This window comes from Mesobacillus sp. ABV4_180, from assembly GCF_056158485.1.
Map to the genome: position 1 here is coordinate 3,601,575 of NZ_JBSWTJ010000001.1, position 26,047 is coordinate 3,627,621.

Below are 26,047 nucleotides of genomic sequence, written 5' to 3' on the forward strand. Positions count from 1 at the left end.
GCTTCATTTTATTTATTTAATGCTGTCGATTGCACCGATCAGCCTGTCTTCGATGTCCGAGGCGATAGCTTGCAGCTCTTCATTTTCTACAAACTTAATGAGCTCAGTCGGTTTTGGCAAACCCACTTTTGTTGCTCCATTCTCTTTGTACACGACAATTTTACAAGGAAGGAAATAGCTAACGAGCGGGCTTTTTTCAAGGACTCTTTTGGCTTCATGAGGATTGCAGACTTCAAGGATGATGTAATCTCCTTCAAGTTCTACTCCCTTTCCGGCCAGGGTTTCCTTCATATTCAGCGACCAGAGGACACCAAACTTCTCGTTTTTCAAGCTTGATTCGAGTGATGCTACTGCTTCATTCAATGACTTGTCTACTTCAACTGTATAATGGAACATTCCGATCTCTCCTTTCGAATGTTAAAATACCTCTTTTGTTTGGTTAATAAACCACTATAGGTATTATGAACATTGTGCCATAGTAAAAAACCGCCGTACACTTATTTGCATCCGGCGGTTAGCGTAATTCTTTTTAAGACCTTTCTTGCAGCTCGGTAATTTCAACGACTGTCCGTTCTTCAAGCGGCCCTCGCAGATGGACAGTGGCAGTGCGGCCATCCTCGTTCAACTGGTCAATCCAGACGGATGCACCATTGTAGAACACATCAATTTCAGCAGAAGACGACAGAATTTGTCTTACTCGTTTTACATCCATTATTTTACCTCCACAGTCAATTTCTCCTCTATTTTTGCTAGAAGTATATCGTTTTATTCGCTATGCCTGTTTGTCCAAAAGCGAAATTGAATATTTGCATCAAAACTTAGACACAAAAACGAATTTTTTTACGTTAGAATAAAGTAAAAGCACAACCATGCTGGAGGTTATTATGCCTGATTGGTCTTATCATCCATTATTCAAACCCTGGCTGTCCCGCTTGCCCGGGAATATCGGACGGGAGTTCATCCACCGCGGGATGGCCTCTATATCCAGCCTGCCTGGGGGCAAAACTTTTATTGAGTTTTTAGGGCATATGTCTCCTTCTGAAAAACTGTCGAGGCATCTGTTTGGCTTTACATTTAGCAGCCCGGTTTGTCTAAGCGGTAAAATCGATCCCCAGCTAACGGGTCTCCCTGCTTTTCCTCACCTGGGATTTGGAGGAATAGAAATTGGGCCGATAAATGCTTTGCCTGGCAATGGAGAAACTACTTTAATAGATGATGCACTGATTTTACCTCATAATCTGGAGTCAATCGGGCTGGATGCCGCGATAAATAAATTATCCAGACTGCGAGCCAAAAATATTCCTCTTATGATCAGACTTGGAGAACCCGCTAAGGTCGCAGGACCGTTAAAAGATTTAGGCGATATTTTTATCATTGAAATCAATAAAGTCAACAATCTTCAAGAGCTGGCAGCAATTGTTGATGCTTTAGAAAATAAGCCAATCCTGTTGGCAGTCAGTCATACAGCTTGTATGGATCATCTCGGTAAGATTAAAGCATTTAGCAATTTTGCAAGTGGAATCGTAATTGATGAAAGCTGTACTCAAGCGGAGGACAAATTGAACTTCCCAATCAGTCAAACAGAAGATATGCTTTCTGCCTTAAAGCATCTCAAACAGGAGATTGCTTTGCCCATAGTTACTTCTGGCGGTGTTGCCGAACCAGCTGATGCACTTGCACTATTTGGGGCAGGAGCTGAACTTGTCCTATTGTCAGGCGGCTATGTCGCAACAGGTCCAGGACTTCCAAAACGAATCAATGAAGCGCTGCTGGACACAATGGAAGATCAAACCGAGGAACTTAGTGGCTGGATATGGTATTGGCTCTTCGGGCTGCTCATTTTGATTGCTGGTGCAATCATCCTGTTCTTCAGTTTAACAAAAGTGATTCTGTTCTATGATGAAGCCTTTCTGCAGATGAGCAGGCTGGAATTGATGGCATACAGTCCCAATCTGTATAAATTCATGTCACATGACCGGATGACTCTTGCTGGAACGATGGTGTCGGGCGGTTTCATCTATATGCAGCTAGCCAGGCATGCAATCCGCTATGGTATCCATTGGGCAAGAAGAGCTTTAAATATCGCTGCGATAGCTGGATTTTTCGGCATTCTTCTCTTCCTTGGATTTGGTTATTTCGATTGGCTCCATGGGTTGTTATGGCTGATCCTGCTGCCATTCTATATCATGGGATACCGGAAAACCCGTTCTGCTCATTCATCGCCATCTTCAAAAAACCGCACCAACCATTCAGCTTGGAAAAAAGCAGTCTTTGGCCAGCTCTTTTTTGTCATCCTTGGCTTCTCCTTTATCCTTGGTGGCATCGTGATTTCAACCATTGGTGCTACAACTGTGTTTGTTGAGAGTGACCTTCAGTTCATTTGCATGACCCCAGATCAGATGGTTGCACTGAACGAAAAACTGATTCCAGTGATAGCTCACGATCGTGCCGGTTTCGGCAGTGCCCTTTTCAGTGTTGGTTCATTGGTTCTCATGCTGGCACTGTGGGGATTCCAGGAAGGAAAAGCATGGTTGTGGAGAACCTTATTGGTCGGAGGAGTCCCGGCGTTTGCAGCCGGAATTTTTACACATTTTTATATCGGTTATATTGATTTTATTCACCTGCTCCCTGCTTATATCGCACTTGCACTGTACATTGGAGGCCTATGGCTGTCTAAGGATTTTTTTATGAATGCACCGTAAAACATCTCAATATATGCTTTCATTTATATTAAAAGACGAATATTGGGCATTACTACAAAGGACTAACTAAAGTCCTTTTTTTGTTTTTAGTATTTTTTTTTCGAATCTCCCTTGTAAAATTACCTAAAAACGAATATTATATTATTTGTGTTTAAAATCGTTCGTATTTTGGAGGAACTCATGTTTAAATTAAAAGAGAACAACACGAATGCAAAAACAGAATTGATGGCCGGTATTACGACATTTTTCACAATGGTTTACATCGTTGTCGTGAATCCGATTATCCTGGCTGATGCAGGTGTCCCTTTTGAACAAGTTTTTACTGCGACAATCATCGCTGCTGTAATTGGTACACTGTGGATGGCCTTGTTCGCTAATTATCCGATTGCTATCGCTCCGGGAATGGGGCTCAATGCATACTTCGCTTATTCCGTTGTCGGAAACCATCAGAACATTACGTATGAAACAGCATTCGCTGCCGTATTCATCGCGGGCTTAATCTTCGTAATCCTTTCTCTGACACCGTTCCGGGAAAAATTGATAGAAGCTATTCCAGTTAATCTTAAGCACGGAATTACTGCCGGAATTGGCCTTTTCATTGCCTTTATCGGTTTACGCCTTACAGGTATCATCACTGACCATCCAACAAACCTTGTTGGGCTTGGCGACCTGCACTCTCCTTCAGCAGTACTTGCGTTAACTGGCCTTGCCATTACTCTTGTACTAATGATGCTAAAAGTAAATGGAGCACTTTTCTTCGGAATGGTGATTACTGCACTCATCGCATTTTTCACAGGACAGCTCGACTTCAAGGAAGGATTCATGTCGATGCCATCACTGCCTGAAGGCATGATCGTTCTTAATCCATGGACTGCAATAATGGATGTTGTTCAAAACAGTTTATATGCAGTTGTCTTTTCTTTCATCCTTGTTACTATTTTCGATACTACTGGTACAATGATTGGGGTTGCCCACCAGGCTGGACTGATGAAGGGCGATTCAATGCCGCGTGCAAGAGAAGCATTGCTTTCTGATTCTATCGCTACTGCGGCTGGTGCAATGTTCGGTACAAGTCCGACAACTGCTTATATTGAATCTTCTGCGGGTGTAGCAGCAGGGGGACGGACAGGTCTTACTTCCTTGACTGTAGCCGGATTATTCATTGTCGCAGCTTTTTTCGGCCCGCTTGTCAGTGCCGTTTCAGGATTGTCGGCAATTACTGCTCCAGCCCTGATCATCGTTGGAAGTTTGATGATGGGCAGCATTTCAAAAATCAGCTGGGATGAGCTTGACGAAGCATTCCCTGCATTCCTGATCATCTTGAGCATGCCGCTGACTTCAAGTATTGCAACTGGAATTGCACTTGGCTTCATCTCCTACCCTTTGCTGAAAATCGTAAAAGGAAAATGGCGCGATGTTCACCCATTGCTTTATGTTTTCGCGGTGCTGTTCTTCTACCAGTTGGCTTATCTGCCACATTAATCCGATTTTTGAAACTGGACCCGCAAAATTGCGGGTTCTTTTTTTAAGGGAATGTTCTAATGGTTGTCTTTTTTCATAGTAATAATGTGAGAAGGACAAGGCTGGTGATGATGAGTGGCAGGAAAAGTTCTTGCTGTATTGATAGGAAGTATGTTGCTGGGGATCGGAGTAAATGGTTTTTTGGTGCCGCATCACCTGCTTGATGGCGGAATGATTGGTCTTGGGTTGATCATACATTATTTTTACGGCTGGCCGACTGGTTTGACGATCATTTTCCTGAGCATTCCACTCTATTTGCTGGCATGGTTTCTGGAACGTAAATATTTCTTCCACAGCCTGCACGGTTTGCTGGTATCCAGTTTCTTCATCGATCTTCTTACCCCGGCTGAAAAGGGTTTGACACTGGGAATTTTGCCGAGCGCAATTTTAGGCGGCTTACTGGTCGGCTGCGGAATCGGCTTGATGCTTCGGTATGAAACAAGCACTGGCGGAACCGATTTGCTTGCCCAACTGATCAATAAATTCTTTACTGTCAATGTTGGCATCCTGATATTTTTCATAGATGGTCTTGTGATTCTGGCGGGTTTGAAAGTAATTGGAATGGAGAAATTCGTGTATTCCCTGCTAACAATCATCTGTGTGGGATTGATGACCTCAATTTGTGTGATCAGGCGGGAGCAAATTGTATAATTTTTATTTTATATGCCAAAAGCCAGCCAAATGATTTTGGCTGGCTTCCTTATTTTATGCTTCTGCCTCGATTTTTTGATTCATATCTGTATAGACATTGCTATCGATTTCTTTCGTGATCCGGCTTGTAAGGATACCGGACGTCATAGCACCGCTGACGTTTACTGCAGTACGGCCCATGTCAATCAATGGTTCAATGGAAATCAGTAACCCGGCAAGGGCAATAGGGAGGTCCAATGCAGATAGCACGAGCAATGCTGCAAATGTTGCTCCGCCCCCGACTCCGGCTACCCCGAAAGAACTGATTGCTACAATCACAATCACCGTGGCAATAAATGAAGGTGTCAATGGATCAATACCAACCGTTGGTGCAATCATGACCGCCAGCATCGCCGGATAAATACCAGCACAGCCGTTTTGGCCGATCGATAACCCGAAGGATCCGGCAAAGTTGGCGATTCCTTCCGGCACTCCAAGTGAACGCTGAGTTTTGATATTCAATGGCAATGCCCCGGCACTCGTTCTTGAAGTAAAGGCGAACGCAAGAACAGGAAATGCCTTTTTAATATATGTGACCGGGTTCAAGCCGGAGATCGTCAGTAACAGCAAATGGATGATGAACATAATGGCAAGTGCTACATATGAAGCAGCTACGAATTTACCTAATTTTAAAATCGCATCAAAATCGCTTAATGCTACTGTTTTTGTCATGATCGCCAGGACACCATATGGAGTCAGGCGCAGGATAAGCGTGACCACTCTCATGATGATTGCATAGAACGCATCAATGATTTTTGCAAAAAGCTCTGCCTGCTCAGGAGACTTTCTCCTTACTCCCAGATAAGCAATTCCTAAAAATGCTGCAAAAATAACCACAGAAATGGTAGATGTCGGGCGCGCTCCCGTGAAATCAAGGAAAGGATTTGCAGGAAGCAGATCAAGAATCTGCTGTGGCATAGTACGCCCTTCTATTCCTCCATAGGTTTGCTCAAGCTGATCAGCTCGTGCCTGTTCAGCTTCTCCCTGAGTAATTTGCACAGCTTCCAGATCAAAACCAACAGCAGTTGCAATTCCCACCGCAGCAGCGACAGCTGTTGTACCCACGAGCAGACCAAGAATCAGGGTGCTGATTTTACCGATGTTATTCGTAAGCTTCAATTTTGTAAAAGCTGTCAGTATCGAAATGAATACAAGTGGCATGACGATCATCTGCAGGAACTTCACATACCCGCTGCCCACAATCGCAAACCAATCCGTACTTTTCGTGATGATTTCAGATCCAGTTCCATAGATTAATTGTAATGCAAAACCGAACACAATCCCGATTCCCAAAGCAATGAATACACGCTTAGAAAAGGACACATGCTTCTTTTGCATGTAGAAAATACCGGCAATTATGCCTAGCATAACTGCAATATTTAAAATAACAAGCCCAGTCGTCACCTGTTTTCCCTCCTAGAATATCTTTCTGACATACTATAATACATGTATTCTGATAAGTCAACTCGGAATTAAAACCCTGTCTCTCCTTTCATTAAATATTGATATATTATAATTTATGAAGAACAATTAAGTTCCATGACAAAAGAAAAGTTTTCCCCTCATGGCCCGGGCTAAGACACGCACCCTCCTTAAGCAATGAATCATACAATAATAACAGGGCATCAAAGACTGTTAAAAACAGTACTGAACAACTAAAAAGGAGGCCTCTACATGGCTGCGGTCTTTATCATGGCCACTTTATTATTCTTGATTGTATTTCTAATGATGGGCTTTGCATCAAAAGCAAAAAAAGCAAGACATACCTTTCTTTACTTCACTTTGGCAGCAGTCAGTTTATTCTTCTTAATCATCGTATGGTTTTTCAGCGCAGGTTTGAGTACACATGCCGTATCTTCTTTTCATTCAGGAAAACAAACCGCTTCCATTGCTAAAGAGGTTCCAACTGAGCCGGTGGAAGAGCCAACCTCACCAGAGGAAGGTGGAGACGGTGAGCCTGATGGTGACGGCGAACCAGCAGAAGAGCATAATCCTCCTTCCGATGAAAATCCGGCAGATTCCCCGACTCCGGCGAAAATCACCGTTCCAGCAGATCAAGTGGTTCAATATCAAGTGGCAAAAGGAGATGGTTTATGGTCCATTTCAACTCGTGCAGGAGTGTCTGTTGCGGAATTGCTAATTTGGAATAACCTTTCTTCAGAAACGATCTATATTGGGCAAATACTGAAAATTTACGGCAAGGACATTGCACCGCCTGTTTCTCCTCCGGATCCTCTGCCTTCCACAACCATACCGTCCATCCTAGTTTACAATGGCAGCTTCGAGAAAAAACAAATCGCTCTTACCTTCGATGCCGGGAGTGATTCAGCCGGTATCTCAATCCTTGATGTGCTCAATAAACACAATGTAAAAGCAACCTTCTTTTTAACCGGAAAATGGGTTGAAATGTTCCCTGATTTCGCAAAGAGAATCGTAAACGATGGCCATAGCCTCGGCAATCACACCTATTCCCACCCTGATGCTTTAAAGGTTAGCAGCCAGGCATTCAAGGATGACGTCGTAAAGTCGGAAAAAGCCATCATTAAAGCTACTGGAACATCCCCACGTCCATATTTCCGATTTCCATATGGTTCTTTCAATGATAAGGCTCTGAGAATAGTAGGCGAAGCTGGCTACAAATATAGTTTTCATTGGACGACCGATACAATTGACTGGAAGCAGCCTTCAGCAGAAATTATTGCCGACAGGATCCTCAATGGTGCAAGCAACGGGGATATCATTCTCATGCATATTGGCGCAATCAATACACCCGCGGCTGTTGATAAAGCCATACCAATCCTGAAAGCAAAAGGTTATCATCTTGTTACATTGGATGTAATGATGAACTAGAACAAAAAAAGCCATCATGCGATGGCTTTTTTCAGTTAGAGCTTTTTCACAAGTGTCTCAATTTCCGCCCTGTTATTCTCAAAACCTATCAGTACTTTTTTCTCTTTTAGAAACAAGTACTTTTTGGTGATAAAAATAAAGGCAGGCACAATGATGGTTCCGGTCAATTCCTTGAGATGCTTTTCTTTTTCAGGTTCTCCGTGGACATTAATTTCTTCATATGGTACATTATTTCGCGAAAGAAACTCCTTCGCTTCCTGGCAGTCCGTTCACATTGGTCTGGTAAAGAGTGTTAAAGAGTTATGAGACATACATGTAACTCCTTCCATGCAATCTATTGTAAAAGTAGTATATATCCAATCACTCCTGACTATCCAATGATAAGCCTGCAGGAAAGGGGATCTCTTAGACTGGCTCTCTACTCCCCTGTACTTTACTGAGGAAGTTTATCGACGGTCCCTAGAAGATTTCTTCAATATGTGTCCGTTAGAACCCCTCTATCGGAAGTTCCGCATCGTCCACTTCAATTTGTGCGATAAGGTCTTCCTGTAATTTTTTGCTGCCAGTTAATCTCTCCAATCACTGAGACATCATACTTACCTAAAAATAATGGCGGCTTCATCAGCCGCCTTCTCAACTATTTACTGGCCAATGCAGGCACTGTTGCGGATACAGGCAGGGAAATCGTAAAGGTACTGCCTTTTCCATAATGTGATTTCACTTTGATTTCTCCATCATGAACATGGATGATTTCTTTGACGATGGCAAGGCCTAAGCCGGTGCCACCTATTGATCGGCGATCGGAATTGTCGACCCGGTAAAACTTATCGAACACTTTATCAATCGCTTCTGTTGGTATTCCGAGACCTTCATCTTGTATTTCAACATTAACAAATCCGTCTTTTTCGAATAATGCAATCCGAACTTCCCCGCCTTCGGGTGAGTATTTTATCGCGTTATGGACAAGGTTGGTAAGGGCCTGTTCCATTTTTTCCGCATCCCCAATGACAGCGTCGCTTCCGCCAAGCACTTCAAGAATTAAGACATGCTTTTCAGAGTGAATTTTCTGAAGCTCGATTACCTTCTTGATGATTGGCAGCAATTCAATTTGCTGCCGTTCATACCCCTGTTTCCCTGATTCCATCCGCTGAATATCAAGGAAATCATTGATCATAGCAGTGAGCCTTCCAGCCTCATTGTAAATAGTGGATAGATACTTTTTCTGTCGGTCAGGCTTCAGCTCTCTCGTCATGACCAGTTCGGTAAAGCCCAGTATGCTGGCAAGCGGAGTCCTCAGTTCGTGGCTGACTGTGCTGACAAATTCGGATTTAATCCTGTCCACTTCGAATTCCTTTGTCATGTTACGGTGTACAAAAATCGTCCCTAACTTTGTGCTGCCATGGAACAGTCCTTCACAATAAACCTTGAATACCTGCCCGCTGTTATTTTTATAAATATAGTGGTTTTCACTGGACGGGAATCTTTCATGACTGGCTACTTCCTTTCTCAGGAACTCAATGAATTCCTCGGGACTGACAATCGATCTGCCGAGCAGAACTGTCCACTCTTCCCATGTACAACCGTCCATTTCCTTCAGCCTGTCCGGACAGCCGAACAACTCACAGAACTGCTTGTTGACCTGAAGAATTTCTCCCTTTGTATTCACCAGCTGTACGCCTTCCTGGATCGTATCCAGAATATCCTGGTTAAGGCGTCGCGCTTCTTCTGATTTATGGAAAAGACTGATTTTATCTAGTGCGATCCCGACATTTTTAGCAAGTGCCTCGTATTCTTCCATCTTCCTTGAATCAAATGGGATATCAGACCGGCTGAATGCCATGACGGCCAAAAGTTTTTTCCCGGATAAAAAGATGGGAAGGAACAGATCATGTGAATACAGTTTCCCTAAGTGAAAACCTTTTTCATCCTCATATGCCTCTCTTTTCAATAAGAAAGGCTTCCGGTCAACCTGCAGTCTTTCGACTATGCCGCTGAACAACAGATTGTTCCTAAATTGCTTCACTCCATCAGGGGAGATTCCAAATGAAGCATATGAGTCTTCATGAATGAAAGCGATGATGCCCCTTTCAGCCCCGATGATCGGGCACATATTCATGACCACACTCTCCAGCACTTCTTGCTTGTCGAGCGAATTTGCAATTTTGTTTATGAGTTCATTCCGGCTGTTGAGCTTCAGCTCATTTGCTTTGACGACTTCAAGAGCCTCCTGGAGCTCGATTTGCTGGGCATGAAGTTCATCCTGCTGGGCAACCAGTTCTTCATTTTGAGCCAATAAATTTTGTTCATTTTCCTGGAGGCTTGCAATCATTCGATTGAAAGCAACCGATAAAACCCCCAGTTCATCGTCGCGGTCTGAATCGAGTTCAATGACAGCCTCGCCTCCACTGGCAATCTCGTTCGCTGCAGATGCAAACCCTGCCAGCGGCCTGGCAATTTCACTGAACATAAGCCTGGTAATTCGAAGCAGCACAATCAAGAAAACTAGAATAAAAGAAACAAAACCAATTTGAACATATGTCTGCATTTTTGTCAGTTCCTGAAAGTTGGCATCGATATGATTATTGATTTCACTGTTATAGCCATTAATTTCTTTTTTGATGCTATTGATTCGGTATGTCGCTCCACCGTTGGCTGTATCTTTTACTTCATTGATTTTGCCATTCTCATAATTTTCAAGAGCCTCAGGCAGTGTAGAGACAAAATAATATTCTGTAAATAGCTCGACATGATTCAGGAATTCCTGATCCTGGTAATCCGATGCCATCTCTCTTAATTGCCTTGTTAAATCCCTGATGACGGATTCTTTTTTAAGAGCGTCTTCCTTCAAATTTTTATTTCCATAGGCGATATATCCCCTGACATCCATGAATACCTGATTGTATGCCTCGCTCAGTTCCTGGACGATTCGTTCCTTCTTTTCCAGCTCTCTGTTCTTGGATGTATAATCCTCATTCAGCTGATAAAAGGAATACAAAAGGATGGCAGCCAGAACCAGGAACGCTGCAATGAAGACGCTCATCAAATAAATATAGCGCCGTACGAGACTATTTTTATTGAACTGTATTTTTTTCATGTAATATGTCTCTCACTTTTCCCAAAAGTTCAAGCGGGCTGAAAGGCTTGGCGATGAAATAATCAGCACCTGCTGCCATCGCTTTTTCTTGTTCTGTAAGCTGGCTTTTAGCAGAAAGCATCAATATTGGAGTATCCATGTTCAAGCCCTCCTGCCTTACCTTACCGATCACTTCAAGCCCTGAATAGGCAGGCATCATGTAGTCAATGATGACCAAATCATATCTCGTGCTGTTGAGAAGATTCAATGCCTCCTCACCATCCACTGCTTCATCCACCTGATAGTCTTCATCCTCAAGTGTATCGACGATCAGCATTCTCAGTATCTCTTCATCCTCTGCCAGCAATAGCCTTTTCACTAATTGTCCCCCTTGTCCCCGGTGTGTTTAAACGTATCTTTCATGATGCTGTACGATTTTTTCAGTCTTTCATGATACTGTGGCATTTCCCATTCCGGCCATTTGTAAAAAATTGCTTTTTGAAGTTTGTCAGCTTGATTGTCAGGCATGATGGATTCAATGCTGATTCCATCTGTCACAGCAGCTGCAAAATGGATTCCTTCTATCTTTTTACTGCCTGAAAGGCCTTGTACATAAAGGTTGCCCATGATTTCTTTCGTACTTGGATCTTTCACATTCAATAGCTGCCACGGAATGCGGATTTCTGCCATTTTTTTATCATTACTTATACTTATATCGGACAACGAATCAAAACTTTCATCACCAGGGTTAGCCGTCCCAAATTTCAGTTTACCTGTTTCATAAGCTTGGAACGGAATTTTCCGTCCATCTGCTGGCAGGATCATTTCCTTATTGAGTGCAAGGCGGATAGGATGGAAGATTCCATTATTCTTCTCCTCTGCATACTTTTCCTCAGGAATCATTTTTAACGTCTTTCCATATTGGTAGTAAAAAGCATCATAATAGCTGTCAACAAGAATCCTTGATTTGTCTGGACCTGCAAGCTCGATGATGAAATCAACACCAAAAGCAGCATTCACTTCTGAGCCACTACTAATCTTGAACCTTTGCTGCCCCTGACCTGGTATTGTATCAATGAAAAGGTAGGTTGCCTGCTTTTCCAAATCGAGCGGTTCAGCAAACTCAAGACGATAATAAAGATACGCTTCATCAGAGGCTGCAAAAACCTGCCTGATGGCCCCGGTTTCTGAAGTCATCAGCGGACTGATTCCCCTCTTCAGCCAGTCTTCGCTTCTGCCGTCCACTACAATTGCCGAGCTCTTCTTGCCTGGCTCAAAACTCAACAGTCCAAAATTCTGTTCATTCGTCTGTCGATTGGCCCAAAATGGACGGCGGTCAGGATTGTCATAATCCAGTGTGTTCCATGTCCGTTTGAACCACTCATCCTGCCAGGAGAACACCAATCCGCCTGCTGAGCCTTCATCAACCATTGAGTTGAACATAATCCTGTTCATTTCCCCCTGCTGCTCCTCGGTCAAAAAGCCCTGGTTCATTCCGGAGTCATTCTTGTGCGTCAGCCCTCTAGAAGCTGGCACTCCGAATTCGGCAATCAGTACAGGCATTTGATGGGCATTGATCAGCTCATTCAAATAGCCGGCATAATGGTTCGTTTCCCCTTGCTTGTCCTTGTATTGCTGATACTTTTTATCATAATTCAGGAAATCAGGATAATATGGGTAAACGTGATAGGAAGCGAACATCCCCGCATTGAATTCTTCCGTTTTTTGAATATGGTTCGGGTTCACTGAAACCATGTCCTCAGTTTCAAGTGGTTCACTTGGATGTTTAAGTAAATCCGTCGTAACCCAGTTCGTAAAACTGATGCTGTGCTGCCATTGATACTGTTCAGTCTCGTACGCTGCAGTGAATTCCATCATCCCAGCAAGCCAGATTTCAAAAGGCACGGCATTATTTGTCTTAAAGTATTTGCCTGAAAACTGATCGATTCCATCATTATCAAGATTCGTGTTCAAGACAGCTCCTGGGTCCCATTCCGTCCCAATAATAAAGCCTAAGACATAAGGCGAAATATCATATTGATATACTCCTGATGCATGACCAGGACTTGGAGGCAAGTTCGCTTTGCCGTGGACAATATCAACCATTTGCTTCAATTCACGCTTGAAATCATCAAGGACATCCTTCGAAAATGAATTTTGGGATTGAACGAACAATTCTTCGTTCATCCAGGCTCCATGGAACAAATATAGAGGCTCCTCTGCGACCTTGTTATATTCATGGAAGGCTTCATAAAATTCTGGAGGATGGAGTGTGTAGATTCGGATGGCATTCGCATTCATGCTGCCAATCATCTGGAACCAGCGATAGTACTCTTCTTTCGTGATCGCTGCCTCACCGGGGAAAGCCCCTGGTTTTCCCATCCCGATATTCACTCCTTTTATCAGGAGGTTTTCCCACTTTCCATTTTTCTGTATCTGGATTGATTGCTTATTTGTGCTGCTGTTATATCGAATCACACCGCTTGATCCAATCTCAGGTTTTATTTTCCCCTTCGAATCATGAAGTCCGTATGCAAGGATTTCCTTGACCATTGGAACATAAGTGGACCAGTAGAAAGAATTTCTTCCGCTTACATTTCTTTTCCACTCTGTTAAACCTGAGGTCTGGTAAATATCGGGAACCTCAGCTTCATCTGCATAGTCACCTGCAAAATAGTAAGATGTGTATTGCCTGTTTTGATGTCTGATGACAGCTGGAAATTCAATCGGAATCCCATAGCCCTTCATTTTAGCCAAAGCCTGTTCCTTGACTGGAAGCTTATAAAAGGCGAGGACCTCATCCTCATTCAAAGGCTCCACAATATCAAACCAATATGTGTAGCTTGAATCCAGGTCAGTTTTGAAGGTTTTTGAACCTTGCCCTGTAAGATTGAATTCAAGTCCCTCGCCATTGATGTCCTTTTTCTCAAGTACAGCAACAAAATCATTCTTCATTTACAAAAACAAAACCTGGCCCGTTAAAATCCCAGACTCCCATTTGAGATTGATATTGATTAATGATCCAGTGTGGAACTTCGTTTCCTTCGAGTTTGGAAAAATAACGGCCAGTCCAGCCACTCCAGGTAACATTCAGCAAATTGGTCATCCGTTTTCTGACTGTTTCCTCAGCAGGGCTGCCAAAAGTATTGAATTCTGATATCAATGTCTTATTTCCACGGAGCAATTCTTTTTCTAAAACATCAACATCCTCTGACTTCAGTCCGCCATATAATTGCTTGGACCTGCTTCCGTCTTCATTTTTCCCATAAAATTCTTCTTCATAGACTCCATATAGATCGGCAAGGTAAATCACCTTATACTGATCTAAATCCTCTGGAAGCATATTCCCCGTAAACGATTCATTCTCTTCATGCTTGAAGCCGATGTAATCATCAGCGGCAGAATACCCCTCACCGCCTGTCTGCCTATACTTCGCGTTGTTCAGCACCCAGGTGAGCCCTTTATGCTCACGATAGCTCTGGTCGGGCACGGTCTTATCAACAATCAGGATATCAAGAGTCTTCTCTGGCTTCAATTGCCAAAGCCAAAAAGGGCTTGTAAGAACGGCCAAAACAATCGAGACAAATAAAAGGACCCAAAGCTGAGGTTTTTTATCAAAATATGATTTCATTGGGATACACCTTTTCGTTTCATTTCTCCCCAGCCTGTTTCCCCCCGCACGATCTGCCAGATTCCCTGACAGCGCCAAAATACAGTGAGCGGCCGATACCAGATTGTCTCTGTCAAAGAATAGAAGAAAAGCTTAAGCAAGTCGGAGATTTTTGGGTATTTCCTGAGGCTCCATTCCTCCAGTAAAATGGCGAATGCTGAAAAAAGCGAGCCGTAAAGGCAAGATAATAAAAATATCAAAATCGCGAACTCAAGATAGATGCCGCCAACAAATAATGAGACTAATACGTATAGGTATCCGGAAAGCTCGACGATCGGTCCAAAAAATTCAACAATCCAAAAATAAGGAAATGAAATAAAGCCAATCTGTCCATATTTTGGATTCAACGTTAATTTCCGATGATTCCACAGGCTTTCGAAGAGACCTCTGTGCCAGCGGCGCCTTTGTCTTTTTAAGTATTTCATATTTTCGGGAACCTCGGTCCAGCACACAGGGTCAGGGACATAGACAATCCGTTTTTTTGCTCCAGTTTCTTTCAGCAGCCGATGGATTCGGACGACGAGTTCCATATCTTCTCCAACCGTTTCTGTCTTGTAGCCTCCTGCCTTCACAACCCAATATTTAGAAAATACACCGAATGCCCCGGAAATAATCAACAGTAAATTATGGCGGCTAAGGCCAATTCTTCCCATTAAAAATGCACGCAAATATTCAATTACCTGCATGATGACGAGAGGATTTTTGGACAAGCCGATTTTCAAGACCTCACCATTCTTGATTTCACAACCATTCGCAATCCGGATGCTCCCTCCAGAAGCAATCACATCCTCGTTTGAATCAATGATTGGCTTCATTACCTTCAGAAAGGCGTCCCTTTCAAGGACTGAATCACCGTCCAATGAACAAATATAAGGATAATGGGAGAAATTCAATCCGGCATTTAGCGCATCAGCTTTGCCGCCGTTATCCTTATCAATTAAAAAAAGGGAAGGCAGCACCTGGGACTGATAGACCTTTCTAATAGGCTTTGAATCCACTTGGCGGCGAATGACCTTCTGGATTTCTTTCATATCATAATGCTGAATCACTTTTTCCAGTGTCATGTCCGAAGAACCATCGTTCACGACAACAATCTCGAATACAGGATAATTGATACTGAGAAGTGAGCGGATGCTGTGGACAATCCCCGCTTCCTCATTAAATGCTGGAACGATAATCGAGACTGGTTTTGTAAAAATGTCTTCCGCATAGTCACTGTAAGATTTTTGTCTATCAAGTTTGTATTCTTTTCTCAGCTCGATAACCGAAATCAGCATGACAATCGAATAGAAGGTGATGACGATCATCATGTATACCATGATGAACCAGGCAAAATAGAGGCTGACGTCTTGCAGATTCATAACTGATTTTCTCCTTTATTGATCCATTCCCAGGCCATATCTCTGGCAAAAGTGTCATTGGTGGTTTCCATCACACTATGAAGGATATTTTTCCCTTGCGGAAATAAAGTGATGGACTTGCCTGCCTGTGAGCGGACCCACCAGGAGGGATCCTGAAGAAGCTGCACAAGTTTCGGCAGTGCTTTTTCAGTTTTTAATTCTCCTGCTAATCGGGCGGCCAGCATACGTTCTTCCCAGTTCGATGATTTCAGCAACGGAAGATAGCGTTCCACATTTCTTGAATATCCAATCGACGCGAGGGCTTTTAGTGCACGTACTCTTTCTTCGCCGGAGCTTACCGAAAAAACAGTCTCGATAAATTGCAGGTAATTCAGGTTTCTTTTCAGGCCCACAAGGTCAAGGATGGCATATTTTAACTGAAGCTGGCAGGAATGGAAGCCGAGGGCGAACTGATCAAAACCTTGATCATTAAGCCTAAATAGGATATTCCGGTAATCCAGATATGAAAGGTCATTGAACTCGCTCGTCACCAAATCGAACATCCCCTTATATTGAAGCTGGGATAAAATCGTCAATACCCTGATTTTTTCTTCTTTTGTCATTCTCTTCCGCTTCAGCATCGCAAGGATGTCCTCCATAAGTCCTTTCATCCTGAATGCTTCGATATGGAAAAGCGCATTCATCCTCGTACTCCATTTATTCCGAACCAACGCTTTCCTGTAATGTCCGCTCAATCTGCTTTCCGCCAGCCTGTTCAGATTGTTGATTTCTTCATTACCTTCCAGAATTTCTGCATAATGGCTCAGCAGTTCTTCCATAGCGATTCTCTTTACATTTGTATCAGCTTGCAAAGAACGCAGGAAATCACCAGTGAGGATGGAATGGAGCAGCTTATCATTCATTAAACGCTTTGAATCCTCTACTTTCTTGCGCAGCTGGATTTCGATTGCTTTTCTGGCAGTTAAATATGTCAGCATGATCAAAAGGATGCCTGTTAACAAAGCGAAGGCTGTTACGAGAAACTGGATGTCATCTTTTATCATCTAGAACATCCTTTGGATCAGCCTTTGGACCCTTGCCTGCAGTTCAGTAATGCTGAACGGCTTTGTCACATAGTCATCTGCCCCCAGCTTCAGGGCACGGGCTATATCGTATTCTGTTTTTCTTCCGGTTAACATCAGTACATGAGCCTGATTACCATTTGCAGTGTTCTTCACCCGCTCCAGTACCTCAATACCATCCATAACTGGCATGACGCCATCAAGAATAAGAAAATGTTTTCCCTTTTCACTAATGCGCCCTGATTCAAAGAATTTTTCGCCATTTTCATAAGCTGTGATATTCAGCATGGATTTGCCATTATCAATATTTTGAAGAACCCTTACAAGAAGTGTCCGGATGATCGCATCATCATCTATGACAGAAATATTGATGATTTTATTCGCTGGCTGAATGGTTGCATTTGCACTTTCGACCCTGGCACGTCCCTTTTCCTTCGCTTCATACAATGCCTGATCTGCCATCTTCAGCACATCAAGTCTGCCCTCTTCCGGATTGTTGGCCATGTAGATTCCTGCGGAGAAGCTGACGCTAAAGCTTTGTTCCTTTTCTCTGAAAGGAATCGTTGAAAATTTATCTAGAAGCCGCTTAACAACTTCCTTTGCATCATCCGCGATCGTCCTCGGGAATAGGACTGCAAATTCCTCTCCTCCATACCTGAAGGCAATGTCAGTACTTCTGAGATTCTCCTTCAAGAAAGAAGCAAAGGATTCTAAAACGCGATCACCAGTCACATGCCCGTATGTATCATTGATTTTTTTAAAAAAATCAAGATCAAGGAGAGCCAGTGTAAAAGGATTGCCTGAACGCTTGAAATCATTTATATAACGCTCCATCAGATCAAACAAAAATCTTCGGTTATAAACCTGGGTCAGTTCATCGATGAGAACGGATTGATCAAAGATCTTCTTTCTTTGCAGCTGACGGTTTATCCGGACGATAAATTCTTCAATATCTATCGGCTTTTCGATGAAATCATCCGCGCCCATTTCATACGCATTCATTCTAGTATTGCGATCATTTTGAGAGCTGATGATTACTTTTGGAATGAACTGCTTATGGTTATGCTGCTGAATATTTTCCAATAAATGAAATCCATTCTTCGCGGGTAAATCAATATCGATTACAAGGCAATCAGGCTGCAAGTCATAATATAGCGCCACAGCTGTTTCAGGGGCAGTATTGGTCATTACCATCCAGCCTTTTTCCTCGAGTGCTTCCTTCAACAGAATCAGCATGGAGACATCATCATCGATAATCTGCACTAAAGGAAGGTCTCCGCAGCATGGCTCATCCTTTTTATAATCCGTTTCCTTAAAGTGTTCGTACTCGTAACTGAGGCTGATCAGCTCATACAGGAATTCTCTTAATTCGTTCTTCTTCCACTCCCGTCCTTCCTCAGCTTCAAGCTGCTCAAGGAGCTTAGACGAAATGATAAGCAATCCTCCAAGATGAACGGTTCCCGAAGTCCCTTTTATAGAATGCAAAAAACGGTAAACCTCATCATAAGTAACGGATTCATCTGAATCTGCTTCAAACCAGCTTGTAATTTGCATCTTAATTTTTTCAAATAATAAATTTTGATATTTTTCTAACGCCACTTTTACACCTCATCATAGGTTAACGGCTTAATGGTTATCCGTATAGGTCCCAGTATGATTCTAGATTTTATCTTGATTATATATCAACTATGAATGGGCTTGTAGACAAATTTCGTCAATATCCGCTTCCTCATTATCCCATCTTTTTCTTGCAGAATTACTGTAATTAAGACAAAAAAATCACAAATCCGCTACAATTTTATGTTAAAGTAAAAGTAATATATCCGAATAATTTGTCTATTATTGAAATGCCTGTCCATCTACTTTGGATGTACAAAGAACCGAAATCGACTGGAGATATAGACTATGGATCTTTTAACAGTTCTTGGATTGGATTTAATTTTCATCCTGATTACTACCTTTGTGTTCCAATTTATTGTTATCCACCGTTTTACGAGAGTCTATCGGAAATATGGAAAAGCAATGATCATCGTTTTATCAGCAATTCAAATCTTATTCTGCATGTTCTTCACTCTCATCGGAAATGACCATTTCATTTTTGATCTAAGACTCATACCTGTTGTGGTCGGGGGTCTTTATGGCGGACCAATTGCAAGTATTTCACTGTTCTTCATAGTTGTTGCAGCACGGATTCCATTCGGAGGCAACGGAGTCTGGATCAACTTCTTCAACATGCTAACCATCACTGTCTTTATTTCTTACATATCACTTAAATTTAAGGAGTTTCCCTTATTAAGAAAACTCTATACAGTTTTGGGAATTGCGATTTCCTATTCATTTCTTATCTTCCTCATGAAAGCGGCGATATTCAATGACCCTTCAAACCCGTTATTCATGATTGTTTATGGATTGACCCTGTCAGGCGGAATTCTGATTGTTACATATTATATCGAAATCATCAGACAGAATCATTACTTGCATAAAGCGATGATCAAATCAGATAAAATCGAAGTTGTATCCCAGCTGGCAGCCAGTGTCAGCCATGAAGTACGCAATCCGCTGACCGTAACCCGCGGATTTTTACAGATGCTCAAGGATCCGGCCATTGAAGAAGATAAGCGGATATTTTATCTGAATACCGCCATTGATGAACTTGACCGGGCTGAAACGATCATTAAAGATTATCTGGCTTTCGCGAAGCCACAATCCCTGATTACATCATCCATCGGTATAAAAGAAGAAATCGAGAAAGCACTTGAACTGATCATTCCATATGCAAACCATTTTTCAGTCAATATTAAAAAGGATTTAATGACAGGACTGTATGTAACCGGAGAAGCATCTAAATTCCATCAATGCATTCTCAATATCATAAAAAATGGAATCGAAGCCATGCCTGATGGCGGGAATCTGCAAATCAGCTCACGGGAAAAAGCTAACGGTTTCGCCTCAATCACGATTGAAGATACCGGCTGCGGCATGTCCCCCCTTCAGCTCGCACAACTGGGGGAACCTTACTTTTCTACAAAGGCTGAAAAAGGAACCGGCCTGGGGATGATGGTTGTATACAAGATTATTCACGAAATGGACGGCACCATTGATGTAAAAAGCAAGTTAAATGAAGGCACACAGTTCAAAATCACATTGCCCCTTCATATGACAGAAAAACGGGAGACATGATCATCTCCCGTTTTTCTATTCCTCTATTAAATTCAAAACCGGTACATCTCTTTCATCATCCGGTTCTGCCTTTGAATAAATCCTCGCCATTTTTGTGTTCTCATCGACATGCTGAATAATAACGGATGTCCCATTATATGTCACATTAATGATATCTGCTGAGTCGACGATTTCTTTCGCACGGCCTACGTTCATTGCTGCTTTCCTCCTTCTTGGTAACAAACATAATTTATGCTTTTATATGATTTACTATCCAAAAAGAAGACCACTAATTTAAATCTTAAAATTCAGTTGAATAACGTTCGCTTTTCTTAAAGTTTCATAAATAATGACCAGGATCGGGCCGATAAAAATCCCGGAAATTCCGAGCAGCTTCAATCCGATATACATACTGATCAAGGAAGCAAGCGGAGAAATCCCAAGGCTTGAAGAATAAATCTTCGGTTCGATCACCCTGCGTACGACGGTAATCACTAAAAATAAAATAATCAGACCGATTCCAAGAAAATTATTATCCTGCAAAATAGCGACTACCGCCCATGGGACAAGCACCGATCCCGTCCCGAGGATCGGCAATATATCGACGATTACAATCAATAATGACAGCAAGCCTGTGTATTTGACCCCCAGGATTGACAAGCCTGCCATAGCCATCACAAAGGTGACCAGACTCAGGATCAGCTGAGCTTTTAGGAAACCCACTCCAGCCTTATTTAACTCTCCGCCTACCAGGAAAACTTTTTGACGTGTCTGCTCTTTCAAATGTGATTCAAGTTTCATTTTCAGCCTCGGCAATTCCAGGCTGACTAAAAACAAAGCAATCAGATACACAAGGAATTCAATCAGGAACCCAGGAATGGCTGTCAAAAGATTAATTGTACTGGCAATCAATTGCTGCAGGAAAGAATCAAGCGAATTGACATTCTTTTCGATCGTATCCTCAATTTGTGTAATCACTTCAATCGGAAAATTTTTAGAATAAAACTCCCATTTGCCCATCAAGGGGAGAATGGCAGTCCGGTAAAAGTCCCTTACGAATGTAGGGGTCCGTTGAGACAGAGAGACTGCCTGATGGGCAATGATCGAAACCAGATTATACCCAATAACACCCAGCATGATCACATATCCGATAAAAACGGCAATAACCGCTTGCAGCCGTTTAAAAGAAAACCTCCTGATGAACCATTGAACTACTCCTTCAAGCATCACTGCCGTCAAAAAAGCAAAAATGAGCGGAAGGCTGTATGGAACAAGCAACAGAATAATCCCAGCAACAGCTGCGATCCATACCCATTTTTTCCACATATCTTTCATTACTCCCCTATGTAAATAATCTTTTTTATGTTGAACTATAAAAATAACTATAAACCATCTTTTTTCTTATCGCTAATTTTTTGTCAGGATTTCCTCTATTTCATGGAGGAATCCATCGTGAGAGGGATGTCTGTTACAAACAGAGGGTATAAAGTATAAAAAGAGATGAGGAGGAACTATGCAGGATTTCAGCAACCTTTTTACCGCATTAGATCATGAGTTTTTCCAGATGCCAACTCTGGAGCTTGCATCCTCGCTGCTTGGGAAGGTACTGATAAAAGAGACCGAGGAAGGCATAGCTGCCGGAATCATCGTTGAAACGGAAGCCTATATCGGACCAATGGACAAAGCGGCACATAGCTATAATAACCGGAGGACCAAGCGGACGGAGGTCATGTTTCATCATTCTGGTCTTGCCTACACCTATGTGATGCATACCCATACCCTTTTTAATGTGGTCAGCGGCGGTGAGGGTAATCCTGAAGCTGTTTTGATCAGAGCAGTCGAACCTGTCGCGGGTATTGAATTAATGGCAGAAAGAAGAGGCATGCCCGAATCAGTGAATCTAACTAACGGACCGGGAAAGTTGACAAAAGCCCTTGGCATAAATATGGGTGATTACGGGCATTCCTTAACAAAGAAACCCTTGTGGATCGCAAAAGGCAATCAGCCGGCTTCCATTTCAGCCGGAAAAAGGATTGGCATTGACAATTCCGGGGAAGCAACAGATTACCCTTGGCGATTTTGGATCACAGGCAACAAGTACGTATCACGCCATCAAATGGCCGAAACCGTAACGACAATCCACACAGAAACCAAGTGAACGGAGGACATAATGAAGAAAGCAATCTTTTTGGACCGGGACGGTGTCCTGAATGAAGTTTTAACAGACCGTGTAAAATTTGTGAACCGCCCTGAAGAATTGTACCTTCTTGAAGGTGCGGCTGAAGCCGTCGCACAGTTGAGCAATGCTGGTTATGAAACCTTTGTTGTCACTAACCAGGGCGGTGTCGGCCTTGGATTTTTGAAAGAAAAGCGCCTCAATGAAATTCATGACCGAATGGTAGAGATGATCAAGGAACATGGCGGCCACATCAAAGAGGTCGCCTACTGCCCGCATAAACCGAAAGAAGGCTGCGAGTGCCGAAAACCGAATGCCGGCATGCTGCTGGACCTCGCCAGCAGGCATGATATCGACCTCTCGGGAAGCGTGATGGTCGGGGACCATGAACGCGACATCGAAGCAGGTAAAAAAGCAGGATGTAAGACTGTTTTCATTGGAACTGATGAAACAGGAGCCGATGAAAAAGCACCAAGCCTGCAGGCTGCAGTTCCACTTATTCTCGGTTTGCTTGATTCATGAAAAACGCTGCCATGGAAATGGCAGCGTTTTTGGGTTTGGCACACAATCTTATAACGCGTAGCTAAGGATTACTTTTTGCGGCATGTCCTGATCCTCGTAAACATCTTTTCTCAATCTCTCGCAAGAAGGCATTTCATAGGAAAAATCTTCTACTGTTTCCGGAATAAGACCCTCGACTTTTAACGCGTTAAAAACCTTTTCCATCGCTTCATCTGTGTCCAGGCATTCTTCTGATCCTTCATATTTAAAACAATCAACGCACGTCTCCACGATATTTGCATCAATCTGTTCCTGAATAAAAACTAATTTCGCGCCAGCCATCTTTTCCACTTCACGATTTTCCAATTCAATAATCGTCGTTACGTTCATTATCGGCACCTCCGTTTGGATTACACTATCATTATAGTAAGTTTGAATCCAACCAAGGGTGTTTTGCGAATTAGTTCATGTATTATTCACATATTCCATTCAAAAAGTTGTCAAAACTCAATAACAAATGGAATCCTGATACCCACACCGGGATTTGAATTCCAACCGGATAAAACTGTTTTTTTAATCCAATGTGTCGATCTCTACCAAATCCCAAGGTGTGATAATCCCAATCGGCCGCTCCGAAGCTTTTCCATTTTCAGTAATCAATACTGCTTCCAGCTTTTTATTTTCCAGATGGTATTTTTCGAAAATGTCCTCCACTGAAAAAATGTCCGAACTTTTCTGGGCAAATTCAACATATCGCTTTGAATGAAGATGCTCAAGGTCACTGATCTTTGCATCCTTAATCGTCCTTCCGCCTTCGAGGAGAGTGTCCGCAAGCTTTTGTGCAATGCAGTTTGATGTCAGCAGCCACTTAAAGCCGTTTCCATCATAAATCGGGAATTGGGAATATGCTCTTTTTTGGATGATTTTCAGGACCTCAATCAAACTTGTGTCTTCTTTAAAATAAATAACTGGCCTTGTTGCAATTTCCAGCGCCATCTTTGGATCAGACACCTGGCTTGCGATCATTTCAATCTTCTCCACCACTTTTTCATGTGGTTCAGCTATGTAAAAATCAAGCGCAATCTTGTCATGCACAAGTGAATTTCTGAGACGCCCATACATTTTTAAATCATGGTAATATTTGCGGATGATCGAATGTCTCGGGTAATTGATCCGCAACAACTCGGAATATTTATCAGTTGGGGCATTATGCGCCGTTCTCTGCATCCACGAATGAATCCGGTTGAAAGCCACTTCAAATCTTTCTGATTTCTTTTCATTTTGAATAACAGCCAATTTCATGACTCCTTTGCCTGCTTTTTATTTTTCCCGCTGGTAATTTTGAATGAAACTGTCTAATTTGCCCCTTTCGATTGCAACTCTATCATCTGGGGTATTTACAGTTGAATTTATGGTTAATTTCTCCTATCATACCAAAAAAATAGTATTTTTTAAGGTATTTCAGCATTAAGAATTTTTATTTCCTCGAAAACGGCTGGTGATTCCGCGAAAGCTTAATGTGATTCCGCGAAAACCAGATGTTATTCCGCGATTTCTCCTCATGATTCCGCGACTTGGAAAACAACAGACAAATATGCCATCCAGCTTCCAGCCTGCCAATAATCAGAAAAAATCAAATAGATAAACTTCAGGAATTACAATTGACCTTGTCAAGAATAGCTGATACTATCTCTAGTATTATTTAAATCTATAATAATTTTTTCCTTGTATATGTTCGAGAATATGGCTCGGACGTTTCTACCATGCTTCCGTAAAAGGCGTGACTACAAGGGACTTTGATATTTGCTATTCTTTTTGGCATTTATTTGTCCTTTGTGGTACTCCGGCAGCATGAACTGCCGGAGTTTTTTATTTTTTCAACAACCAGGAGGACAGCACACATGAAAACCTTTTTCCAATTTGCAGATCGAAACACAAATTATAAACAGGAAACACTTGCCGGGATCACTACATTCCTTGCAATGGCCTATATCCTTGTGGTCAATCCGATGATTTTGAGCCAGGCGGGAATGGACAAGGGAGCTGTTTTTACAGCTACAGCCCTTTCGGCAATCATCGGCTCGCTCCTCATCGGGCTGCTCGCTAATTTCCCGGTCGGGATTGCTCCAAGTATGGGATTGAATTCATTCTTCACCTTCACAGTCTGTATTGGGATGGGAGTGGATTGGGAAGTTGCCCTTACAGGAGTTTTCATTGCGGGTGTGTTATTCGTCATTTTAAGCCTATTGAAAATCCGCGAAAAAATCATCAATGTCATTCCACAGGACCTGAAGCATGCAATCGCAGCAGGGATCGGCTTTTTCGTCGCTTTTATCGGCTTGAAAAATGCAGGCATTATCGTGGGGAGCGACGCAACATTTGTTTCAATCGGCAACCTGACATCCGGTCCCGTCCTGCTGGCATTATTCGGGTTCATTATCAGCATCCTTTTCATGGTGCGCGGAGTCAGCGGCGGTATCTTTTACGGAATGGTGCTCTCTACCATTGTTGGAATACTTACTGGCTTAATTGACAAGCCAGGTTCAATCGTTGGCAAAGTGCCTGATTTGTCCCCAACCTTCGGGGTCGTCTTTCATCACCTGGGAGATATCCTGACACCTGATGTGCTCGCTGTCATTTTCACTTTCTTGTTCGTGGCATTCTTTGACACAGCTGGAGCCTTGATCGCAGTTGCAAGCCAGGCTGGACTGATGAAAAACAACAAAATCCCGAACGCAGGACGTGCGCTCCTTGCTGATGCTGCATCTACTGTGGCAGGTTCCGTCTTGGGAACGTCCACTACAGCAACATTAGTGGAATCGTCTGCAGGGATTGCAGTCGGCGGACGAACGGGCTTCACTTCGGTTATCATTTCCGCGTGTTTTGCCGTCGCGCTGTTCTTCTCGCCGGTTTTATCCGTCATTACGCCTGAAGTGACCGCGCCGGCATTGATTATTGTAGGAGCGTTGATGGCAACTGAAATCAGCAAGATTAACTGGAACAATATTGCTGTCATCATCCCTGCATTCGTGACAATCATCATGATGCCCCTTACTTTCAGTGTCGCAACCGGAATTGCCCTTGGCTTCATCCTCTATCCATTGATGATGCTCGGAATGGGCAAGCTGAGCGATGTCCATCCGATCATGTATGTGCTTGGATTCCTCTTTGTTGGTTATTTTGTCTATGTATAAAATCATGCCCCGTCACTTTTATAAGATGGCGGGGTTTTTCTTTGGATTTGAGAGAGTAAAAAAAAAATCAGCCTTTTACAGCTGATTTC

The 26,047-nt window shown here is 42.7% G+C and carries 22 protein-coding genes, 1 pseudogene and 1 riboswitch; of the genes and pseudogenes, 8 read left to right on the forward strand and 15 right to left on the reverse strand.

Translation table 11 applies throughout. The annotated features are described in order from the left end of the window. Positions 1-12: 12 nt before the first annotated feature. Both ACXAEA_RS18410 and ACXAEA_RS18415 read right to left on the reverse strand, forming a co-directional pair. Positions 13-396: a DUF302 domain-containing protein gene (locus ACXAEA_RS18410; RefSeq protein WP_475097312.1), complete on the reverse strand. Its 384-nt coding sequence runs from the start codon at positions 394-396 to the stop codon at positions 13-15. Between the two features lie 133 nt (positions 397-529). Then, the gene (locus ACXAEA_RS18415; RefSeq protein ID WP_475097313.1) at positions 530-712 is read right to left on the reverse strand and encodes a small, acid-soluble spore protein, H family; all 183 of its coding nucleotides are present in this window, start codon (positions 710-712) and stop codon (positions 530-532) included. Positions 713-884: 172 nt separating this feature from the next. On the opposite strand from ACXAEA_RS18415, the gene ACXAEA_RS18420 reads away from it, so the two are divergent. The 3 genes from ACXAEA_RS18420 (at position 885) to ACXAEA_RS18430 (ending at position 4,874) form a co-directional block, all read left to right on the forward strand. Further along, positions 885-2,702: a beta/alpha barrel domain-containing protein gene (locus tag ACXAEA_RS18420; protein WP_475097314.1), complete on the forward strand. Its 1,818-nt coding sequence runs from the start codon at positions 885-887 to the stop codon at positions 2,700-2,702. A 180-nt stretch (positions 2,703-2,882) separates the two neighbouring features. Next, entirely contained in the window at positions 2,883-4,184 is a 1,302-nt protein-coding gene (locus ACXAEA_RS18425) for an NCS2 family permease (RefSeq protein ID WP_475097315.1), read from the forward strand. Between the two features lie 114 nt (positions 4,185-4,298). After that, on the forward strand, positions 4,299-4,874 hold the full coding sequence (locus ACXAEA_RS18430) for a YitT family protein (RefSeq protein ID WP_475097316.1): 576 nt from the start codon (positions 4,299-4,301) through the stop codon (positions 4,872-4,874). 54 nt (positions 4,875-4,928) lie between these two features. Here ACXAEA_RS18430 and ACXAEA_RS18435 read toward each other — a convergent pair whose 3' ends face one another. Continuing rightward, positions 4,929-6,281 (reverse strand): L-cystine transporter, encoded by a 1,353-nt coding sequence (locus ACXAEA_RS18435; RefSeq protein WP_475098168.1) that lies wholly within the window; start codon positions 6,279-6,281, stop codon positions 4,929-4,931. 306 nt (positions 6,282-6,587) lie between these two features. On the opposite strand from ACXAEA_RS18435, the gene ACXAEA_RS18440 reads away from it, so the two are divergent. Then, complete coding sequence (locus tag ACXAEA_RS18440; RefSeq protein ID WP_475097317.1) at positions 6,588-7,763, forward strand: polysaccharide deacetylase family protein; 1,176 nt, start codon at positions 6,588-6,590, stop codon at positions 7,761-7,763. Between the two features lie 35 nt (positions 7,764-7,798). Here the strand turns inward: ACXAEA_RS18440 and ACXAEA_RS18445 are convergent. From ACXAEA_RS18445 to ACXAEA_RS18480, 8 genes and pseudogenes are all read right to left on the reverse strand, one after another. Further along, positions 7,799-8,017, reverse strand: a pseudogene (locus ACXAEA_RS18445) (glutaredoxin family protein); the annotation flags it as partial. Between the two features lie 383 nt (positions 8,018-8,400). Beyond that, positions 8,401-10,857, reverse strand: coding sequence for an ATP-binding protein (locus tag ACXAEA_RS18450; protein WP_475097318.1), 2,457 nt, complete (start codon positions 10,855-10,857; stop codon positions 8,401-8,403). Next, the gene (locus ACXAEA_RS18455; RefSeq protein ID WP_475097319.1) at positions 10,835-11,215 is read right to left on the reverse strand and encodes a response regulator transcription factor; all 381 of its coding nucleotides are present in this window, start codon (positions 11,213-11,215) and stop codon (positions 10,835-10,837) included. Before ACXAEA_RS18455 ends, ACXAEA_RS18450 begins: the two co-directional genes overlap by 23 nt. Continuing rightward, positions 11,215-13,791 (reverse strand): hypothetical protein, encoded by a 2,577-nt coding sequence (locus tag ACXAEA_RS18460; RefSeq protein WP_475097320.1) that lies wholly within the window; start codon positions 13,789-13,791, stop codon positions 11,215-11,217. The genes ACXAEA_RS18455 and ACXAEA_RS18460 overlap by 1 nt, the downstream gene beginning before the upstream one ends. Then, the gene (locus tag ACXAEA_RS18465; RefSeq protein WP_475097321.1) at positions 13,781-14,467 is read right to left on the reverse strand and encodes a hypothetical protein; all 687 of its coding nucleotides are present in this window, start codon (positions 14,465-14,467) and stop codon (positions 13,781-13,783) included. Before ACXAEA_RS18465 ends, ACXAEA_RS18460 begins: the two co-directional genes overlap by 11 nt. Then, on the reverse strand, positions 14,464-15,867 hold the full coding sequence (locus ACXAEA_RS18470; protein WP_475097322.1) for a glycosyltransferase family 2 protein: 1,404 nt from the start codon (positions 15,865-15,867) through the stop codon (positions 14,464-14,466). The genes ACXAEA_RS18465 and ACXAEA_RS18470 overlap by 4 nt, the downstream gene beginning before the upstream one ends. Continuing rightward, positions 15,864-16,910 (reverse strand): HEAT repeat domain-containing protein, encoded by a 1,047-nt coding sequence (locus ACXAEA_RS18475; RefSeq protein ID WP_475097323.1) that lies wholly within the window; start codon positions 16,908-16,910, stop codon positions 15,864-15,866. Before ACXAEA_RS18475 ends, ACXAEA_RS18470 begins: the two co-directional genes overlap by 4 nt. Continuing rightward, complete coding sequence (locus ACXAEA_RS18480) at positions 16,911-18,527, reverse strand: GGDEF domain-containing response regulator (protein WP_475097324.1); 1,617 nt, start codon at positions 18,525-18,527, stop codon at positions 16,911-16,913. A gap of 306 nt (positions 18,528-18,833) precedes the next feature. Here ACXAEA_RS18480 and ACXAEA_RS18485 point away from each other — a divergent pair, with 306 nt between their 5' ends. After that, a complete protein-coding gene (locus tag ACXAEA_RS18485) occupies positions 18,834-20,108 on the forward strand; it encodes an ATP-binding protein (RefSeq protein ID WP_475097325.1) in 1,275 nt (424 codons plus the stop codon). Between the two features lie 15 nt (positions 20,109-20,123). On the opposite strand, the gene ACXAEA_RS18490 is transcribed toward ACXAEA_RS18485, so the two are convergent. Then, entirely contained in the window at positions 20,124-20,303 is a 180-nt protein-coding gene (locus ACXAEA_RS18490; RefSeq protein WP_475097326.1) for an H-type small acid-soluble spore protein, read from the reverse strand. Between the two features lie 78 nt (positions 20,304-20,381). Further along, positions 20,382-21,413 carry a sporulation integral membrane protein YtvI gene (ytvI, locus tag ACXAEA_RS18495; protein ID WP_475097327.1) on the reverse strand — a complete coding sequence of 344 codons (1,032 nt, stop codon included), beginning with the start codon at positions 21,411-21,413 and terminating at the stop codon, positions 20,382-20,384. A 187-nt stretch (positions 21,414-21,600) separates the two neighbouring features. Between ytvI and ACXAEA_RS18500 the strand changes: the two genes are divergently transcribed. Next, on the forward strand, positions 21,601-22,245 hold the full coding sequence (locus ACXAEA_RS18500) for a DNA-3-methyladenine glycosylase (RefSeq protein ID WP_475097328.1): 645 nt from the start codon (positions 21,601-21,603) through the stop codon (positions 22,243-22,245). Positions 22,246-22,257: 12 nt separating this feature from the next. Continuing rightward, positions 22,258-22,785 (forward strand): D-glycero-alpha-D-manno-heptose-1,7-bisphosphate 7-phosphatase, encoded by a 528-nt coding sequence (locus tag ACXAEA_RS18505; protein WP_475097329.1) that lies wholly within the window; start codon positions 22,258-22,260, stop codon positions 22,783-22,785. Positions 22,786-22,833: 48 nt separating this feature from the next. Here ACXAEA_RS18505 and ACXAEA_RS18510 read toward each other — a convergent pair whose 3' ends face one another. Then, entirely contained in the window at positions 22,834-23,154 is a 321-nt protein-coding gene (locus ACXAEA_RS18510; RefSeq protein ID WP_475097330.1) for a hypothetical protein, read from the reverse strand. A gap of 183 nt (positions 23,155-23,337) precedes the next feature. Further along, positions 23,338-24,060, reverse strand: a complete 723-nt coding sequence (locus ACXAEA_RS18515) for a CBS domain-containing protein (RefSeq protein WP_475097331.1) — start codon at positions 24,058-24,060, stop codon at positions 23,338-23,340. 409 nt (positions 24,061-24,469) lie between these two features. After that, positions 24,470-24,571: riboswitch (purine riboswitch) on the forward strand. Between the two features lie 94 nt (positions 24,572-24,665). On the opposite strand from ACXAEA_RS18515, the gene ACXAEA_RS18520 reads away from it, so the two are divergent. After that, positions 24,666-25,958 carry an NCS2 family permease gene (locus ACXAEA_RS18520; protein ID WP_475097332.1) on the forward strand — a complete coding sequence of 431 codons (1,293 nt, stop codon included), beginning with the start codon at positions 24,666-24,668 and terminating at the stop codon, positions 25,956-25,958. Positions 25,959-26,047 lie beyond the last annotated feature (89 nt).

Coding starts and splice junctions, on each gene's coding strand:
- ACXAEA_RS18460 (WP_475097320.1), bottom strand. CDS start 13,791: ATGAAGAATGATTTTGTTGCTGTACTTGAGAAAAAGGACATCAATGGC.
- ACXAEA_RS18435 (WP_475098168.1), bottom strand. CDS start 6,281: ATGCTAGGCATAATTGCCGGTATTTTCTACATGCAAAAGAAGCATGTG.
- ACXAEA_RS18470 (WP_475097322.1), bottom strand. CDS start 15,867: ATGAATCTGCAAGACGTCAGCCTCTATTTTGCCTGGTTCATCATGGTA.
- ACXAEA_RS18415 (WP_475097313.1), bottom strand. CDS start 712: ATGGATGTAAAACGAGTAAGACAAATTCTGTCGTCTTCTGCTGAAATT.
- ACXAEA_RS18520 (WP_475097332.1), top strand. CDS start 24,666: ATGAAAACCTTTTTCCAATTTGCAGATCGAAACACAAATTATAAACAG.
- ACXAEA_RS18410 (WP_475097312.1), bottom strand. CDS start 396: ATGTTCCATTATACAGTTGAAGTAGACAAGTCATTGAATGAAGCAGTA.
- ytvI (WP_475097327.1), bottom strand. CDS start 21,413: ATGTGGAAAAAATGGGTATGGATCGCAGCTGTTGCTGGGATTATTCTG.
- ACXAEA_RS18475 (WP_475097323.1), bottom strand. CDS start 16,910: ATGATAAAAGATGACATCCAGTTTCTCGTAACAGCCTTCGCTTTGTTA.
- ACXAEA_RS18500 (WP_475097328.1), top strand. CDS start 21,601: ATGCAGGATTTCAGCAACCTTTTTACCGCATTAGATCATGAGTTTTTC.
- ACXAEA_RS18425 (WP_475097315.1), top strand. CDS start 2,883: ATGTTTAAATTAAAAGAGAACAACACGAATGCAAAAACAGAATTGATG.
- ACXAEA_RS18420 (WP_475097314.1), top strand. CDS start 885: ATGCCTGATTGGTCTTATCATCCATTATTCAAACCCTGGCTGTCCCGC.
- ACXAEA_RS18485 (WP_475097325.1), top strand. CDS start 18,834: ATGGATCTTTTAACAGTTCTTGGATTGGATTTAATTTTCATCCTGATT.
- ACXAEA_RS18490 (WP_475097326.1), bottom strand. CDS start 20,303: ATGAACGTAGGCCGTGCGAAAGAAATCGTCGACTCAGCAGATATCATT.
- ACXAEA_RS18505 (WP_475097329.1), top strand. CDS start 22,258: ATGAAGAAAGCAATCTTTTTGGACCGGGACGGTGTCCTGAATGAAGTT.
- ACXAEA_RS18440 (WP_475097317.1), top strand. CDS start 6,588: ATGGCTGCGGTCTTTATCATGGCCACTTTATTATTCTTGATTGTATTT.
- ACXAEA_RS18510 (WP_475097330.1), bottom strand. CDS start 23,154: ATGAACGTAACGACGATTATTGAATTGGAAAATCGTGAAGTGGAAAAG.
- ACXAEA_RS18465 (WP_475097321.1), bottom strand. CDS start 14,467: ATGAAATCATATTTTGATAAAAAACCTCAGCTTTGGGTCCTTTTATTT.
- ACXAEA_RS18450 (WP_475097318.1), bottom strand. CDS start 10,857: ATGAAAAAAATACAGTTCAATAAAAATAGTCTCGTACGGCGCTATATT.